The organism is Janthinobacterium sp. PSRC1-1, from assembly GCF_049897525.1.
In the GTDB taxonomy this organism is placed as follows: domain Bacteria; phylum Pseudomonadota; class Gammaproteobacteria; order Burkholderiales; family Burkholderiaceae_D; genus Janthinobacterium; species Janthinobacterium tructae.
On the sequence record NZ_JAFCWK010000003.1, the window covers coordinates 598,784 to 614,313 of the forward strand.

The 15,530-nt window shown below is 59.8% G+C and carries 9 protein-coding genes; 1 reads left to right on the forward strand and 8 read right to left on the reverse strand.

Features of this window, described 5'->3' with window-relative positions; all coding sequences use genetic code 11:
* From ACP7DW_RS09250 to puuE, 8 genes are all read right to left on the reverse strand, one after another.
* The gene (locus ACP7DW_RS09250; RefSeq protein WP_426054443.1) at positions 1-1,707 is read right to left on the reverse strand and encodes a bifunctional metallophosphatase/5'-nucleotidase; all 1,707 of its coding nucleotides are present in this window, start codon (positions 1,705-1,707) and stop codon (positions 1-3) included.
* 156 nt (positions 1,708-1,863) lie between these two features.
* Entirely contained in the window at positions 1,864-5,310 is a 3,447-nt protein-coding gene (locus ACP7DW_RS09255; RefSeq protein ID WP_426054442.1) for a carboxypeptidase regulatory-like domain-containing protein, read from the reverse strand.
* Positions 5,311-6,104: 794 nt separating this feature from the next.
* A complete protein-coding gene (locus ACP7DW_RS09260; protein ID WP_426054441.1) occupies positions 6,105-7,592 on the reverse strand; it encodes an adenosine deaminase family protein in 1,488 nt (495 codons plus the stop codon).
* Positions 7,593-7,635: 43 nt separating this feature from the next.
* Positions 7,636-8,952 carry a guanine deaminase gene (gene guaD, locus ACP7DW_RS09265; RefSeq protein ID WP_426054440.1) on the reverse strand — a complete coding sequence of 439 codons (1,317 nt, stop codon included), beginning with the start codon at positions 8,950-8,952 and terminating at the stop codon, positions 7,636-7,638.
* A 9-nt stretch (positions 8,953-8,961) separates the two neighbouring features.
* Positions 8,962-10,041 carry a xanthine dehydrogenase accessory protein XdhC gene (xdhC, locus tag ACP7DW_RS09270; protein WP_426054439.1) on the reverse strand — a complete coding sequence of 360 codons (1,080 nt, stop codon included), beginning with the start codon at positions 10,039-10,041 and terminating at the stop codon, positions 8,962-8,964.
* A 9-nt stretch (positions 10,042-10,050) separates the two neighbouring features.
* Positions 10,051-12,396, reverse strand: a complete 2,346-nt coding sequence (xdhB, locus tag ACP7DW_RS09275; protein ID WP_426054438.1) for a xanthine dehydrogenase molybdopterin binding subunit — start codon at positions 12,394-12,396, stop codon at positions 10,051-10,053.
* 10 nt (positions 12,397-12,406) lie between these two features.
* On the reverse strand, positions 12,407-13,873 hold the full coding sequence (xdhA, locus tag ACP7DW_RS09280; RefSeq protein WP_426054437.1) for a xanthine dehydrogenase small subunit: 1,467 nt from the start codon (positions 13,871-13,873) through the stop codon (positions 12,407-12,409).
* 99 nt (positions 13,874-13,972) lie between these two features.
* Positions 13,973-14,926, reverse strand: coding sequence for an allantoinase PuuE (gene puuE / locus ACP7DW_RS09285; protein ID WP_426054436.1), 954 nt, complete (start codon positions 14,924-14,926; stop codon positions 13,973-13,975).
* A gap of 121 nt (positions 14,927-15,047) precedes the next feature.
* Between puuE and uraH the strand changes: the two genes are divergently transcribed.
* Positions 15,048-15,401, forward strand: a complete 354-nt coding sequence (gene uraH, locus ACP7DW_RS09290) for a hydroxyisourate hydrolase (RefSeq protein WP_426054435.1) — start codon at positions 15,048-15,050, stop codon at positions 15,399-15,401.
* Positions 15,402-15,530 lie beyond the last annotated feature (129 nt).

A 15,530-nucleotide genomic window follows, 5' to 3' on the forward strand; every position in this document is an offset into this window, starting at 1 on the left:
TTATTTGACGCGCACGATGCGGCCGGCCGCCGTGGCGCTGCCCGCGGGCTTGCCGGCGCGCGCGCGGGCGATCAGGTAAGCGCTGAAGGCGTCGATGTCGCGCACGCCCGTGTCCAGGCGGCGCGTGCCGGCCGCCAGCACGGTGAAGCGGTCGCCGCCACCGGCCAGAAAACTGTTGGCGGCGACACGGTATTGTTGATTGTCTTCAAGAGCAATGCTATTCAGCATGATGCTGCCCGGTAGCACGCGCTGGCCTTGCGGCTGCGTGCTGTCCCAGCGATACGTAAAACCTTCGGACACTTGCAACAGGTTGTTGTCTTCCGCTACCGCGCCCGGCCATTGCTGCTCAAGCAGGGTACGAATTTGCGCGCCGGAAAGACTCACGACGATCAGGGTATTGCCGAAAGGGACCACGGCCTGGTTCTGGCCCACGTTTGTCATCAGGTCGGCGCCCGCTTCCAGGTCCTTGCGGATGCCGCCATTGTTCATCAGGCCGATTTGCGCGCCAGCAGCGCGCGCGCCGAACAGGGTGCTGTCGGCCACCAGGTCGCCTAGCGCGGAAGCGCCACTGCCCTTGGTGCTGCGGCCCACGTTCGGCACGGCGATGGCGGCCACAGGACGCGACAATTCTTGCGCGCTGCGCTGCTTCACCGATTCCAGGTAGGCAGCGACGGCCGGGTCCGGCTCATACATGCCTGGCAACAGGACGACGTTGTGCGCGCTGGCATCGACGACCGCATTCTTGACGGGATCGACCTTGAGCTTGATGCGCGTCAGCATATGCCCGCCCATCTGTGCTTGCGTCACGAGCCGGCCATCGACACGGCACAGATAGCCCTGGTGCGAATGACCGCTGACGACCAGTTGAATGGCCGGGTCGAGGCGTTTCACCACGTCGACCACTTCGCCCTTCAGCTGGCTGCAATCGGGCTGGTCGACGGCCTCTACCGTCTCGCCGCCCTGGTGCAGCAGCACGACGAACACGCCCACGCCCTGCGCGCGCAACTGCGGCAAGGTGGCGTTGATGGCGTCGGCTTCATCGCCGAATTGCAAACCGGCAATGCCGGCGGCCGTCACCACGGATGGCGTATCTTTCAGCACGGCGCCGATCAGGCCCACCTTGACGCCATGCGCCTCTTCGATGCGGTAGGCCGGCAGCAGGGACTTGCCCGTTTGCGTGTCGATGACATTGGCCGCCATATAAGTGTAGCTGGCGCCCTTGAAGTCCGGCGTGAACTTGCACGCCTTGTCGGCGCGCGACGACTCGCAGCCGCCGCGCTGCTGGCGCAACAATTCCGCCTTGCCCTGGTCAAATTCATGGTTGCCGACGGAACTGGCCTTCATGCCCAGCATGTTCATGGCGACGATACTCGGTTCGTCCGCCCACAGCGCCGACATGGCGGGGCTGGCGCCGACCAGGTCGCCATTGCCGACAAAAATCAGCTGCGCATCTTCGCGCCGCCAGGCCTTCAATGCGCCGGACAAGGTATCGATGCCGCCCGCCTGCACCGTCTTGCGCTCGGTACCGGCGACGCTCGTGTAGGTAAATTTGCTGCGGTCGAGATTGCCGTGGAAGTCGTTCAGGGCGACCAGGTTGATATCGACAGGGGTCGCGGAAGGCGCGGGAGGCGTGGAAGGTGCGGCACAAGCGGCCAGCAGCAAGGTCATGGCCGCCGCTGCGGCGAGTGGTGTCAGATGATGTTTCATGGTCCCCACGTAGTCATCGTTATCAAAAAAAATCTGTCTCGTCCGGGGGGACGCCAAGCGCCGCAAGCCCATCAGAGTATCCAAGAAAGCAGAACATAAACGAAAAAACGGCCGGTGTCGCCACCAGCCGTTTGCAACTTCAATCAAGCGCCGAGATTAGAACTCGTACTTGACCGTAGCCTGGATCGCCCATTGGGACTCGCCCTTGTTTTGACGCACTTCATAGTTTTCCACCTTGTCGCGGACTTGGTAGATGTAACGGCCTTGAGCATCGAGACCTGCAAAGTCAACAATGCTGCGTGCCTGACCACCGCCCGATTGGAAGCCGATTTCATTGATACGGCCCCACTTGCGATTGATCATGTTACCGACGTTGAAGAAGTCCATCGTGAACACGCCTTTATTGCCTTTGAAGAAGCCTGGCACTTCCTGGCTGATACGCATGTCGAAGCTGTTGGTCCATGGTGCGAAGCTGCCATTACGGGAAGCCACACCACCGGCGGATTTTTTCAGATCCGGATTGCTGTTGACGAAAGCCCAGAAACGGTCTTCGTTGGCATGATTGGTGGGGGTGTCGTTACGGAAGACCACTTCACCCGAACCTGGTTTCGACGGAATGTACATCAAGTCGTTACCCTGCACGCCATCGCCGTTCAAGTCATTGTTGACGGTCCAGCTGTAAGGCTTGCCCTTGCGACCTTCATAGAACAGACCGAAAGTTGTTTTATAGGTGCCGAAGAAGCGTTTTTGCCAGTTGATCATGGCATTGAAGCGGTCTTTCACCAGATAGCTCGAGTTCGATGCCACTTCTTCATTCGGATTGAAGATACTGCGGGCATTGAAGTTCGAGTTCGACACCGACGACGTCAGTGGCGACACTTCCGTTGCGTCCGTGTAAGTGTAGGCCAGCGACCAGCCGAGGCCTTTGGTCATTGGCTGGCTCAGCGACAGGGTCACCAGATTGCCTTCGCCTTTGTCCGTTTTCTTGGCAACGAGTACGTTGTTGTAGTTCGTATTTTTCAGGGCACGAGACACGGCGCCGCCGCAAGCCGGAGCCGCCGACGAACTCAGCCCAGCAGTGGCAGTCCAGCAATCCGTATTATAGGCATTCGCCGAGTAGTACAGATTACGGCCATCCGTGCCCTTAGCCGTCGGCGTACCCAGATTCAGGTGCTCGTAGTAAATCGCATCCTTGTTTTTGGTACGCAGGTATTCAGCGCCGAAAACCAAACCCATCCATGGCAATTCATGCTCGAACGCCAGGTTGGCTTTCCAGATCGATGGCTGGCGCAGGCCTGGCGACAGGAAGTCGACGTTGGCGGCGGCATCACCCAGATTGGTTGGCTGCTTGTCAGGATCAGGGTTGAACAGACCGCCAACGGTTGCACATGGCTTGAAGCTGCCACCACAACCGACGACGCGGGTCGCCATGCCGGAGTTCGCAAATGGATTCGACATCCACACGGTCGCCGCCGCACCCTGGAACAAGCCGGCACCGCCACGGATTTGCATCGGACGGGCACTGTCAAACGTGTAGTTGAAGCCGACGCGCGGCTGCACCAGGGTCTGGCCGTCGATGGTCTGGGTATTATCCAGTCCAAAGCCACCCGTTTGCGCCGTGCCGCCCAGGCCAGTGCGGCCGCCCGTGGCAACACCTGCAACCATCGCTGCCGATGCGGCGGCATTGCGCGCAGGACGCTCGCCAATGGCGGCTTTATCCACACGCACGCCATACTGCACGGTCAGGCGCTTGTTGATAGTCCAGACATCTTGCAAGAACAAGCCATAATTTTTCAGGCTGAAATCAGCAGCGGCCCCCTCAAGCGTGCCTCCCGCGACGGGAATCTGCACCTGGTACGAGCTAGGACGACCAATGCGGAAGTTTTCCAGGATCGCTTGCTGGATAATTTCAGGCGACGAAGCAGTCTTGCCGCCGCAGGTCACGCTACCGAACGAATACTTGTAGGTTGCCGAGCTATTCGTGCAATTGAATGTGTAATTGCCGTTGATATTCTGCGCAAACAGGTTATACACATCGTTCTTGCTGTAATCGCCGCCGAATTTGACTTCGTGGTCACCCAAAGCCCAGTTCGCACCCAGGTAGGCGTCCTTGGTCTTGGTGGTCAGCACATTCAACTGACGGCTCATTTCCGTACCGAAGTTCAGGAAACGGTTATCGGTAGGAACGCCCGCTGGCGAGCCGGCAGGATTGGCGCCAGTAAATTGCAGGCCGATCGCAGGCAAGCGAGCGTTGTTCGTTGGCGTGCTTTCATAATCGCGCGACGACACCTTGAACTCGGTCGAGAAAGTTGGCGTCCAGTCAGCAAACCACTGTCCAACAACGGTTTCGATCTTTTTATTCTGCGTGTACCAGTAGGAATTGAGCGCCAGGCCAGTGGACGTCACGCCGGGGAACATCGGCTCGGATTGGTCGGTTTTCGAATAACGGACCATGGCACGATGGTTATCGTTGATATTCCAGTCCAGTTTCAACAGGGTATCGTTCACCAGCAGCTGAGTGCCCGCAGGTATCGACGTGGTGCCGATATCGAGGCCATTGTAATTATTCTTGGCGATCGCCTGAGCAGCGGCAATTGCGGCATCGGAAATACCGACGTTGGTCTTGTTGCTGCCCAGCGGGCCAAACGATGGCGCGGTGCGCGTGCTTTCCAGGCGCTCTTTATTGGCGAAGAAGAACAGTTTGTCCTTGATCAGCGGGCCGCCGACGGTAACACCCTTGGTCGTTTCGCGGAATGGTTCCGGAGCGCTATAGGTATCCTTGGTATTGTCATAGCGGTCGCCGGCCATCTTGTCGTTACGGAAGACGAAATAGGCGCTGCCTTTGAATTCGTTGGTACCGGACTTGGTCACGGCATTGATGTTGGCGCCCGTATAGCCTTTTTGTGTCACGTCATAGTTGGCGACGTTCACTTGCACGGACTGGATCGCCTCGATCGAAATCGGTTGCTTGGCGGTCGGGCTGCCATTCGATTCCAGGCCGAAGGTGTCGTTCACTGCCACACCATCGATGGTCATCGAGTTATAGCGCGAGTTTTGACCTGCAACGGACAATTCACCGCGCTCTTTGTCGGTTTGCGAAACACGCGGGTCGGAACGGGCGTAGTCTTGCAGATTGCGCTGGATCGACGCCTGCATGGCCAGCTCGCTGGCGCCGATATTGGTGCCCGCACCCATGTTGCTGCGGTTAAAGATCTGTGCGCGTGCGCCCGTGCCGGTCACATTCACCGTCTGCATCTGCGCGCCCAGGGTGGCGTCCACGTTGGCCGTTTCAGCCAGTTGGACGTACACGCCTTCGCGTTTTTCCACTTCACCATTCTTGGTGATGGTGATGGTGTAAGGACCGCCTGCGCGCAAGCCACGGGCAACGTAACGGCCTTCCGCATCGGTCGTCACATTGCTGACGGAACCCGATTCGGTATGCACGATGGTAACGGTGGCACCAGCTGCCGGCTTGCCGTCGGTGGCCGAGATACGGCCGCCGATGGAAGACGTAGTGTTCTGTGCGAACGATGGTGCCGCCGCCAGTGCAATAGACAGGCTGAACGCGATTTGCGTCAGCCGAAGTCGCTTGTGATTGATCATCTTTAACCCCAGAAAAGACTATTATTTTTTGAAAATCCTGGATTGCCCCACTGTCCGGCTGCGCCGCACAGCAACACAAACACAACATTTCCTCTTTACGATACTGCAACTGTTACGCCGGCTGGACTGGCTGCTGGCCCTGACAAGACCTTGCACAAACGCCTTTCCACTCATCACAACCATCGATATTTCAAGCAATCACGGCGAGAAACATGCTCTCTTCCGTACAACACGGGGCGCTAGCACCTGTGTCATACACCCGACATACCTACCCGGCTAACATGGCAAGCCGCGAGTGTAATTGTTAAATATTTCAAGACTGTGACACGGCAGCAAGAAGCAGGAAAATGTCGTCATTTATTCCATTGACTGTTCGTTTTCGCCCTGCATCTCACCTTTATTTACTGCAAATACCCATCTTCATACGCTATCAGCCATATGAATTGTGACTTTTTAATATCACACTCATCCCACTATGCATCATCAAAAAATGGATGACAAATACGTTTTTTTTTACATATTTATATATTTAAAGTATAAATAGCATGTGGTAATAGCTGGATTGATATCGTACTGACGGCGTCCGGGCTTATGGCGCGAGATTATAAATGAGCAATATGTACTTGAAATTGATTCATCCAGGAAATTGGATAAAGTTGTGCATCTGCCGTGAATTGTGTCGCGTGGTCGCCACAAAATTAACAAGAGAACATCGCTGTGCGTAGAGATGGGAAATGCAAAACGGCCGGAAGATCCGGCCGCTCAAACAGTATCAGTTGCTAACGTCGTATAACTTACGGTTTGCCGCTCTTGCCTGCCTTATCGGCAGCGGCAATTTGCGCTTCAAAACGGCTGAAACGGGCATCGAGCGCTTTCAGCAGACGTTGCTTGTCGGCTTCAGCCAAAAACGAATAACGCAGGCTGTTGTAGGACAGCTTCTTGATTTCCGCATAATCGGTCTTGTACTGGCTGGCAAACAGCACGTACTCATTCGACAGAGTATTGCGCGAAACGCCCGCGTCATCGGTGGAGATGACGAACGGCACGCCGTACTTGCGGTACAGGGTGATCGGATGGGCCTGGCCCTTGATGCCGAGAATGTAATCGTTGCTGGTCAGGTTCACTTCCACGGGGATGCCCCGCTCGCGCATCTTTTGCATGGTCGCCAGCGCATTGTGCTCGTAGGCGATATCCATGCCGTGGCCGATACGGTCGGCGCCCGCCACATCGACGGCTTCGGCGATATGGAAAGCCATGCCTTCCGGCGGCACCATGCCCAGCGCCAGCTCACCGGCGTGCAGGGCGATCTTGACGTTCGGATATTTTGCCTTGAGGAACTTGAACATTTCCATGTGCAGACTGTAATCGCGCATGGACACGTTCACGCTTTCCTGGCCCACGATGTTCACGCCCACCAGCAGCGGATTCAGGCTCGCTGCCTTGAACGCGGCCACCATCGAGGAAAACACTTGCGATGGCGACAGGAAACGCAGCACATACGCCTGGTAACGCATGGTGAAATTCGCATCGTCGATGCCGGCGCTGCTGGCGTTCACGTTGTCGTTGTAGGCGGTGATGCTTTTCTGGAAGCTGGCATCCTGCTCAAGGCTCCGCGTCCAGTTGGCCAGCACGGCTTGCAACGCTGCCGGCGGCAAGCCCGGCGCCAGCACCTGCTGGTCGAACTGCGCGTTTTGCACGAACGGCGACAGTTCGAAAATCGTCTCGATGTAACTGAGGTTTTCCGCGATGGCGCGCTGCTTCAGGGTTTTCAAGCCATCGGCCGTATTGCTCGACGCCACGGGACCGAAATAGCCAAACGTATCGAAGAAGGTGCGGTCCGGCGGCGTCTGGATGGCGCCGTGGTTGTAGAAATCCTTGGTCGACCAGCGCTGCAGCAATTCCGCATACAAACCCGCATCGGCAAACACTTCCGTGGACGACAGGCAGCCACGCTGCGCGGGCGGCTTGGCGCGCTCGGCCGCCACGACGTCCTTGTTGCTTTCGATGCGATACGTCGTCTTGTTGACGCAATAGTTTTCCTTGTCGACCCAATCGAGGAATTGCTCGGCGTAAATGGCGCCCGAGTAATGGTGATGCAAATCGCCGCCCTTGGGCATCATGGAAAAGAACAGGCTCAACTCGGCTGTCTTCGGCTGCGCGCCGGCAAGCAGGGCGGCAAAATGGCGCGCGGTGGCCGCTTCGTTGGAAGACGGGGCGGCTTGCGCCGTTCCGGTCAATGCCAGCGCGGCGCCAAGCGCCAGGCCAGTGAGTTTCTTGTGCATTCGCGTTCTCGCTCAGGATAATTCGTATGGAACAACGGGTAGGTCAGCCCTGCCCCCGCACATGCACGCACTGTCCGCCGGAATAGGTGGCGGCCACGGCGCGGTCGTCGCCCAGCAGCGCAAAGGCAAACAGCAATTCCTCCAGGCTTTGACAACCGGCCGTGCGGCGCGCCAGCAGCGGCGTCGATTGCTTGTCGAGCACGATGAAGTCCGCTTCCGTGCCTGCCGCGAAATTGCCCAGGGTGCCTTCCAGCTGCATGGCCCGTGCAGCACCCAGGGTCGCCAGGTAAAACATGCGCAAGGCGGGCAGATAGCTGCCTTTCAAGCGTGCTACTTTATAGGCTTCGTTCATGGTTTGCAACATCGAGAACGAGGTGCCGCCGCCCACATCGGTGGCCAGCGACAGCAGCACTTTTGCCGCATCGGCCCGCTCGAAATCGAACAGGCCGCTGCCGAGGAACAAGTTGGAGGTGGGACAAATGGCGGCCGCCGAAGACGTCTCGGCCATGCGCGCGCGGTCGCGCTCGTCGAGCCAGATGCAATGGCCAAACATGGCGCGCGGGCGCAGCATGCCGTACTGGTCATACACATCGAGGTAGCTGCGCGCCTGCGGATGCAGTTCGCGCACCCAGCGGCATTCATCCTCGTTTTCCGACACGTGGGTCTGCAGATACGTATCCGGATACGCGCGCGCCAGCTCGCCCGCCAGGTGCATCTGTTCATTCGTGGACGTCGGCACGAAGCGGGGCGTGATCGCATACAGCGAGCGGCCATGCTTGTGCCAGCGCCGGATCAGCTCTTCGCTTTCGCGCGCGCCCGACTCGGCCGTGTCGCGCAGGAACTCGGGGCAGTTGCGATCCATCATGACCTTGCCCGCCACCATGCGCAAGCCACGCGCTTCGCTGGCGCCAAAGAAGGCATCGACCGATTGCGGGTGCACGCTGCCATACACCATGGCCGTGGTGGTGCCGCAGCGCAGCAGTTCATCGAGGAAAAACTCGGCGACATTGCGCGCGTGCACAGGGTCTTCAAACGCGCGCTCGGTGGGGAAGGTATACGTTTCCAGCCACGGCAGCAAACCGGGCGCGGGCGAGGCGATCATTTCCGTCTGCGGGAAATGCAAATGCGTGTCGATGAAGCCGGGCACGATCAGCTTGCCGCGGTAATCGACGATATGCGTGCCGGGCGGCAAAGTTGCCTGCAGTTGCGCGTAATCGCCTGCCGCCACGATCTTGCCATCGGCCACGACCAGCAAGCCATCGGCATGCCAGGCGTGCGCCTCTTCCGTGAAAGCGGGATCGGCGTGGAAGTGCAGCAAGCTGGCACGGTAAGCTTGCAATGTAGCAGGAACAATCGGCATGACTTCTTTCTATAACGGGTAAATGGCGGCGCGTTTCTTGCGTCGCGATGGCGTGCTGGCAGGTACCAGCCGCAGCGGTGCGGCCAGGGCCGCGCTGGCGGCTTCTTCCCACACCATGAGTAATTGACAGGCAACGGAAGCGGCGATCACGGCCGGCGCCTTGTTGTGGATGCCGGGCATGCCGATCGGGCACACCATGGCGGCGATGCGCTCGTCCGGCACGCGGCGCGCCTGCAGCCGGTGCTCGAACTGCTTGCGTTTCGTGTGCGAACCGATCAAGCCAAACCAGCCCGCATCCTCGCGGTCCATGATGGCTTGCGTCAAGCGTTGATCGAGCGCATGGCTGTGCGTCATGACGAGAAAACTGCCACCAGGCGGCGCCATGGCGACAAATTCCTCGGGCGTGTCGGTGGCGGCGATGCGCACGTTAGCTGGCAACCCTGCCGGCAATGCTGCGGGAAACATGTCTTCGCGTTCATCGACCCAGGTGATAGTGCAGGGCAAGTGGCCCAGCGCGCGCACGATGGCGGCGCCCACGTGGCCGGCGCCGAACAAGGTCAGATGGGCGCGCGGCGCCAGGCACGGGTCGACCAGCCAGCGCCGCCCTTCACTCCCCTGCGCGACATGGGTTGCGCGTTCGCGTGAAAACGTGTCGGGCACCTGTGCGCCAGTGCCAGCGATCAGGCGACCGGCAACGTCGAACAGCGCAGAGGTAGGCTCACCGTCGAGCGCCGTCAAACGCCAGCTGTCTTGCTGGCGGCGTTCGCGCAAGGCGGCCAGCAATGCTTGCAGGCCGGTATCGACATACTCGAACGCCAGGTGGACGACGCCGCCGCAGCATTGGCCCAGACTGGGACCGAGCGCAAAGCGCTCGAGCCGCGCATGGGTCTCTCCTGTCGCCAGCATGGTCTTGGCGATTTCCACGGCACGCAATTCCAGGTGCCCGCCGCCGATGGTGTCCATTTGACCATCGAGGGTGACGCGCATCTTCGCGCCCGCTTCGCGCGGCCCGGAACCTTCCACCAGGGCCACCGTCACCAGCACGGATGCCTGCGCGTCATTGTCGATTGCTGTCAGCCAGTCGCTCATGCTCTGCTCCTAGGCGCCGGCAGGCGCCGCTTGCACGGCCATGACCGCCTTGAGGATTTCCTCGCTGGTGGCGGGGGCATTCAGTGGTGGCTGCACGGCGTGATGGCCCACGCTGGAAATGGCGTCGCGGATGGCAAAGAACACGGAAAACGGCAACAACAGCGGCGGCTCGCCCACGGCTTTGGAACGGTGGATGCTGTCTTCCACGTTGCGGTTCTGGAACAGCTTGACGCGAAAATCTTCCGGGCAATCGGAAATGCCGGGAATTTTGTACGTCGATGGCGCATGCGTCATCAGCTTGCCCGCCGCATTCCACCATAGCTGTTCTGTCGTCAGCCAACCCATGCCCTGAATAAATGCGCCTTCCACCTGACCCAGATCAATCGCGGGATTCAATGACTGGCCCGCGTCGTACAAGGCGTCCGCGCGCAGCAATTTCCATTCCCCCGTCAGGGTATCGACCACCACTTCAGCCACGGCCGCGCCATACGCGTAATACGAAAACGGATGGCCCGTCATCGTCTTCGCATCCCACGACAGGCCCGGCGTGGCATAAAAACCGTCCGACCACAGTTGTACGCGGGCCAGATACGCCTTCTGCACCAGTTCGGCAAACGCGACGACATGGCCATTCACGTGAACGTGATTGTCAAAGAAGCGCACAGCGGCGACATCGCCGCCATACAGTTTGACCGCATAATCGGTCAGGCGTTCACGGATCTGGCGCGCCGCATCCTGCGCCGCCTTGCCGTTCAGGTCGGCGCCGGTGGAGGCCGCCGTAGCCGACGTGTTCGCTACCTTGCTGGTGTCGGTGGCCGTGGCGCGCACGCGTTCCAGGTCCAGGCCCAGCTCGTGCGCCACCACCTGCATGACCTTGGTATTGATGCCCTGCCCCATTTCCGTGCCGCCATGGTTGACCAGCACGGAGCCATCGACGTACACGTGCACGAGCGCGCCGGCCTGGTTCAGATGCGTGACGTTGAAGGCGATGCCAAATTTCAGGGGCGTGAACGCCAGGCCCTTCTTCAGGATCGGGCTGGCCTCGTTGAACGCATCGATGGCGCGGCGGCGCGCGCGGTAATCGCTGCTCTCTTCCAGTTCGGCGACGAGTTCATGGATCACGTTGTCGACGATGGTCTGCCCGTAGGGCGTGACATTGCGTCCTTCCGCATCGTTACGGCCATAGAAATTGAGCAGGCGGATATCGAGCGCATCGCGTTGCAAATGGCGGGCGATTTCATCGATCACGTACTCGATGGCGATGGCGCCCTGCGGCCCGCCGAAGCCGCGGAAAGCCGTGTTCGACTGCGTATTCGTCTTGCCGCAGGCGGCGCGGATATCCACGTCGGACAGGTAATAGGTGTTGTCAAAGTGGCAGACGGCGCGCGTGGCGACGGGGCCGGACAGGTCCGCCGAGTAGCCGGCGCGCGTGGTCATGTCGACCCTGGCGGCCAGAATTTTTCCTTCGTCGTCGTAGCCCACTTCGTATTCATAGTAAAAACAGTGGCGCTTGCCCGTCACCAGCATGTCGTCGTCGCGGTCGGCGCGTAGTTTCACGGGACGCTTCAGTTTGGCCGCCGCAATCGATGCGGCCGCCGCCCACAGCGCCGACTGCGACTCCTTGCCGCCAAAACCGCCGCCCATGCGGCGGCATTCGACGGTGATGTTGTGCGAATGCACGCCCAGCGCGTGCGCCACCACGTGCTGCATCTCGCTCGGATGCTGGGTCGAACACAGCACCAGCATGCCCTGCGCTTCCTTCGGGATGGCGTAGGAAATCTGTCCTTCCAGATAAAACTGCTCCTGGCCGCCCACGTACAGCTGGCCCTTGACCACGTGCGGCGCGCGCTCGAACGCCGCCTGATAATCGCCGCGCGTCAGCTGCATCGGCGGCAGCACATACGATTGCGCGGCCTTGGCCGCTTGCGGCGTCATGATCGCAGGCAATTCCTCGTACGACACTTGCGCCAGGCGCGCGGCGCGGCGCGCATGGTCATGCGTATCGGCCACCACGATGAAGATGGGCTGGCCCACATATTGCACCAGTTCCGCAGCCAGGATGGGGTCGTCATGGATGATGGGACCGCAATCATTGGTGCCAGGAATATCCTGCGCCGTGTAGACGGCGGCGACACCGGCTGCGGCGCGCACGGCCGACAAATCCATGGCCGTGATGCGCGCATGGGGCTTTTGCGACAGGCCCAGTGCCGCGTGCAAAGTACCCTGCAGTTCGGCGATATCGTCCGTGTACGTCGCTTGCCCCAGCACATGCAATTGCGCCGATTCATGGGGGCTGGGCTTGCCCACGGCGGCCCAGGCGGCCGCTTGCAATTCGGGCGTGGCAGGATGGTTCATGCTGGTCCTTTCAGGCGCGGCAAGCGTAGACGTTGACGTCAGTGCGCGGCAGCGGCACACCGGGGCGTGTTTCCAGCCAGAAGCGGCGCAACAGGTTTTGCGCCGTCGTCATGCGATAGGTATTCGAGGCGCGCATGTCGGACAGCGGTGCGTAATCGTCGGCCAGCAAGCGCATGGCGATAACGAGGTTGTCTTCCGTCCAAGCTTGTCCGCGCAGAAACGCTTCCGTTTGCGCGGCCCGTTGCGGCGTGGCCGCCATGCCGCCAAAGGCGATGCGCGCATCGATGATGTGCTCGCCGTCGAGCTGGAAGGCAAACGCGGCGCACACGGCCGAGATATCCTGGTCAAAACGCTTCGCCAGTTTATACGTGCGGAAATGCACGTCGGCGCGCGGCAAGGGCACGCGCACGGCTTCGACGAATTCGCCGGGCTGCAGATCTTTCTTTTGGTAACCGATATAGAAATTTTCCAGCGGCATCACGCGCTGGCCGGCGGGACCGCGCAACACGACGTCGCTGCCCAGCGCTATCAGCCATGGCATCGAGTCGCCGATGGGCGAACCATTGGCGACATTGCCGCCCAGGGTACCCGCATTGCGGATCGGCAAGGAAGCAAAGCGCTGCCACAGTTCCGACAACTCGTCTGGATAGTGCTGGCACAGCGCCGCATAGGCCTCGTTCAGGCTGGCGCCGGCGCCAATGTGCAGCTTGCCGTCAACGATGGCGATGGTTTTCAGCGCGGCCACGTTGCCCAGATAAATGATGTCGCCGAGGTCGCGCAATTGTTTGGTGACCCACAAGCCCACGTCGGTGGAGCCAGCCAGCAGGCACGCTTGCGGCTTTGCCGCGCGCAGCGCCACCAGTTCATCGATGCTGCGCGGCGCGTGGAAGTGCTGGCCGCCGTGCTCATAGGTGCTCAGGCTGCCGCGCTGCAGCCCCTGCAATTGCTGCGCCAGGGCATTGCGGTCAAATGCGACATGCGGCAGTTCGCCCATGCGCCTGGCCGCATCGATGATGGGCCGGTAGCCGGTGCAGCGGCACAGATTACCCGACAGGCTATCGTCGATTTCGCAGCGCGTGGGCGTGGCGCCGTTTTTCTGCAGATACATGCCCCACAGCGACATGACAAAGCCGGGCGTGCAAAAGCCGCACTGGGAACCGTGGCATTCGACCATCGCCTGCTGCACCGGGTGCAGGGCGCCGTCGGGCTGTTGCAAGTCTTCCACGGAAAACAGGGCCTTGCCATCGAGGGTGGGCGTGAGCTGGATGCAGGCGTTGACGGCTTTCATCTCGACCTGGCCATCAACCAGGCTGCCGATGACCACCGTGCAAGCGCCGCAATCGCCTTCGGCGCAGCCCTCCTTGGTGCCCGTGCAATGCAAATCCTCGCGCAGGTGCTGCAACACAGTCTGCGTAGGGGCGGCGTTGCGTACTTCCTGTACGGCACCACGATAATAAAAGCGGATCGGTTCTGACATGCTGGCCTCGGTATAGTCCCAGTATAGGAGATTAACACCGGCATATGGGACAACTATATGCAAAGACTGATTTTACTTATCATCCAATATCAATACCCATCAGACACCATAGGGATGGTTCGCATGCCAGTGCTCGGCAATATCGATGCGGCGCGTGATCCACACCTGCTCGTGGCCCTGCACATAGTCGAGGAAGCGCGCCAGCGCCGCCGCCCGCCCCGGCCGCCCCACTAGGCGGCAATGCAAGCCCACGGACAACATCTTCGGCTGGTTCAAGCCGTTCGGATCGCCTTCCGCATACAGCACATCGAAGGCATCCTTCAGATAATCGAAAAACTGCGTGCCCGAATTGAAACCCTGCATGGCGGCAAAACGCATGTCGTTCGTATCCAGGGTGTAGGGCACGATCAGTTGCGGCTGCACGGCCGGCATGCCGGCGGCATCCGTGTACGCCACTTTCTCCCAGAATGGCAGGTCATCGCCATAATAATCGGCGTCGTAGCGGAAACCGCCATGCTCGACCACCAATTTGCGCGTATTCGGTGAATCGCGCCCGGTATACCAGCCTTGCGGGGCGGACCCCGTCAATGCGCGGATGATCTGCACGGCTTCGCGCATGTGTTCGCGTTCCGTCGCTTCGTCCATGTTTTGATAGGAAATCCAGCGCAAGCCATGACAGGCGATTTCATGCCCCAGTTGCTGGAAGGCGGCGACCGCTTCCGGATTGCGCTTCAAGGCCATCGAGACGCCAAACACGGTCAGCGGCAGGCGCCGCTCCTCGAACATGCGCAGCAAGCGCCATAATCCGGCACGCGAACCGTATTCATAAATCGACTCCATGCTCAGGTGGCGCGCAGGGAATGCGGCCGCGCCGATCATTTCCGATAAAAACGTTTCCGAGGCGGCATCGCCATGCAGCACGTTGTTTTCCGCCCCCTCCTCGTAATTGAGAACGAATTGCAGGGCGATGCGGGCCTTGCCCGGCCATTGCGGATGGGGTGGCGTGCGGCCATAGCCGATCAAGTCGCGTGGATAATGTTCGTAATTGTTCATGCGGAGGCGCGCCTATAGGAGGACAATGTTGGCTATATGCCCAATCATATAGCCCGGCGCAGTCGCCGGTATATGATTTGCACAATAAGCACATTCACTCACCTTATATACAGGATAGCAAATGGGAAAACTCAGCACGCATGTACTCGATATCGCCCACGGCAGACCGGGAGCCGGCGTCAAGGTGGCCCTGTTTTCCGTCACGCCGGAAGGCAAAGTGTTATTGAAGATGGATATGACGAACAACGACGGCCGTTGCAGTTCGCCCTTGCTGGAAGGCGACAGCATGAAGGCGGGCCAGTACGAACTGGTATTCAACGCAGGCGACTATTTCGCCGCCCAGGGGGTGGAATTGCCCTCGCCCCGCTTCATCGATCTGGTGACCCTGGCCTTCGGCATTGCGCATACGGATGAGAATTATCATGTGCCGCTGGTGGTGTCGCCGTGGTCGTATTCGACTTATCGAGGAAGTTAAGCGACGTTAGATGACAAAGGCAGCGCGTAGCGCTGCTTTTTTATGTCCGCACGCGGTTATTGGAAAAAGCGCCAGACGTAAAAAAACCCCCACCGGATCACCGATGGGGGTTTTTTCGAATAACAAGCC

Coding starts and splice junctions, on each gene's coding strand:
- xdhC (WP_426054439.1), bottom strand. CDS start 10,041: ATGAGCGACTGGCTGACAGCAATCGACAATGACGCGCAGGCATCCGTG.
- ACP7DW_RS09255 (WP_426054442.1), bottom strand. CDS start 5,310: ATGATCAATCACAAGCGACTTCGGCTGACGCAAATCGCGTTCAGCCTG.
- puuE (WP_426054436.1), bottom strand. CDS start 14,926: ATGAACAATTACGAACATTATCCACGCGACTTGATCGGCTATGGCCGC.
- xdhA (WP_426054437.1), bottom strand. CDS start 13,873: ATGTCAGAACCGATCCGCTTTTATTATCGTGGTGCCGTACAGGAAGTA.
- ACP7DW_RS09260 (WP_426054441.1), bottom strand. CDS start 7,592: ATGCACAAGAAACTCACTGGCCTGGCGCTTGGCGCCGCGCTGGCATTG.
- xdhB (WP_426054438.1), bottom strand. CDS start 12,396: ATGAACCATCCTGCCACGCCCGAATTGCAAGCGGCCGCCTGGGCCGCC.
- guaD (WP_426054440.1), bottom strand. CDS start 8,952: ATGCCGATTGTTCCTGCTACATTGCAAGCTTACCGTGCCAGCTTGCTG.
- uraH (WP_426054435.1), top strand. CDS start 15,048: ATGGGAAAACTCAGCACGCATGTACTCGATATCGCCCACGGCAGACCG.
- ACP7DW_RS09250 (WP_426054443.1), bottom strand. CDS start 1,707: ATGAAACATCATCTGACACCACTCGCCGCAGCGGCGGCCATGACCTTG.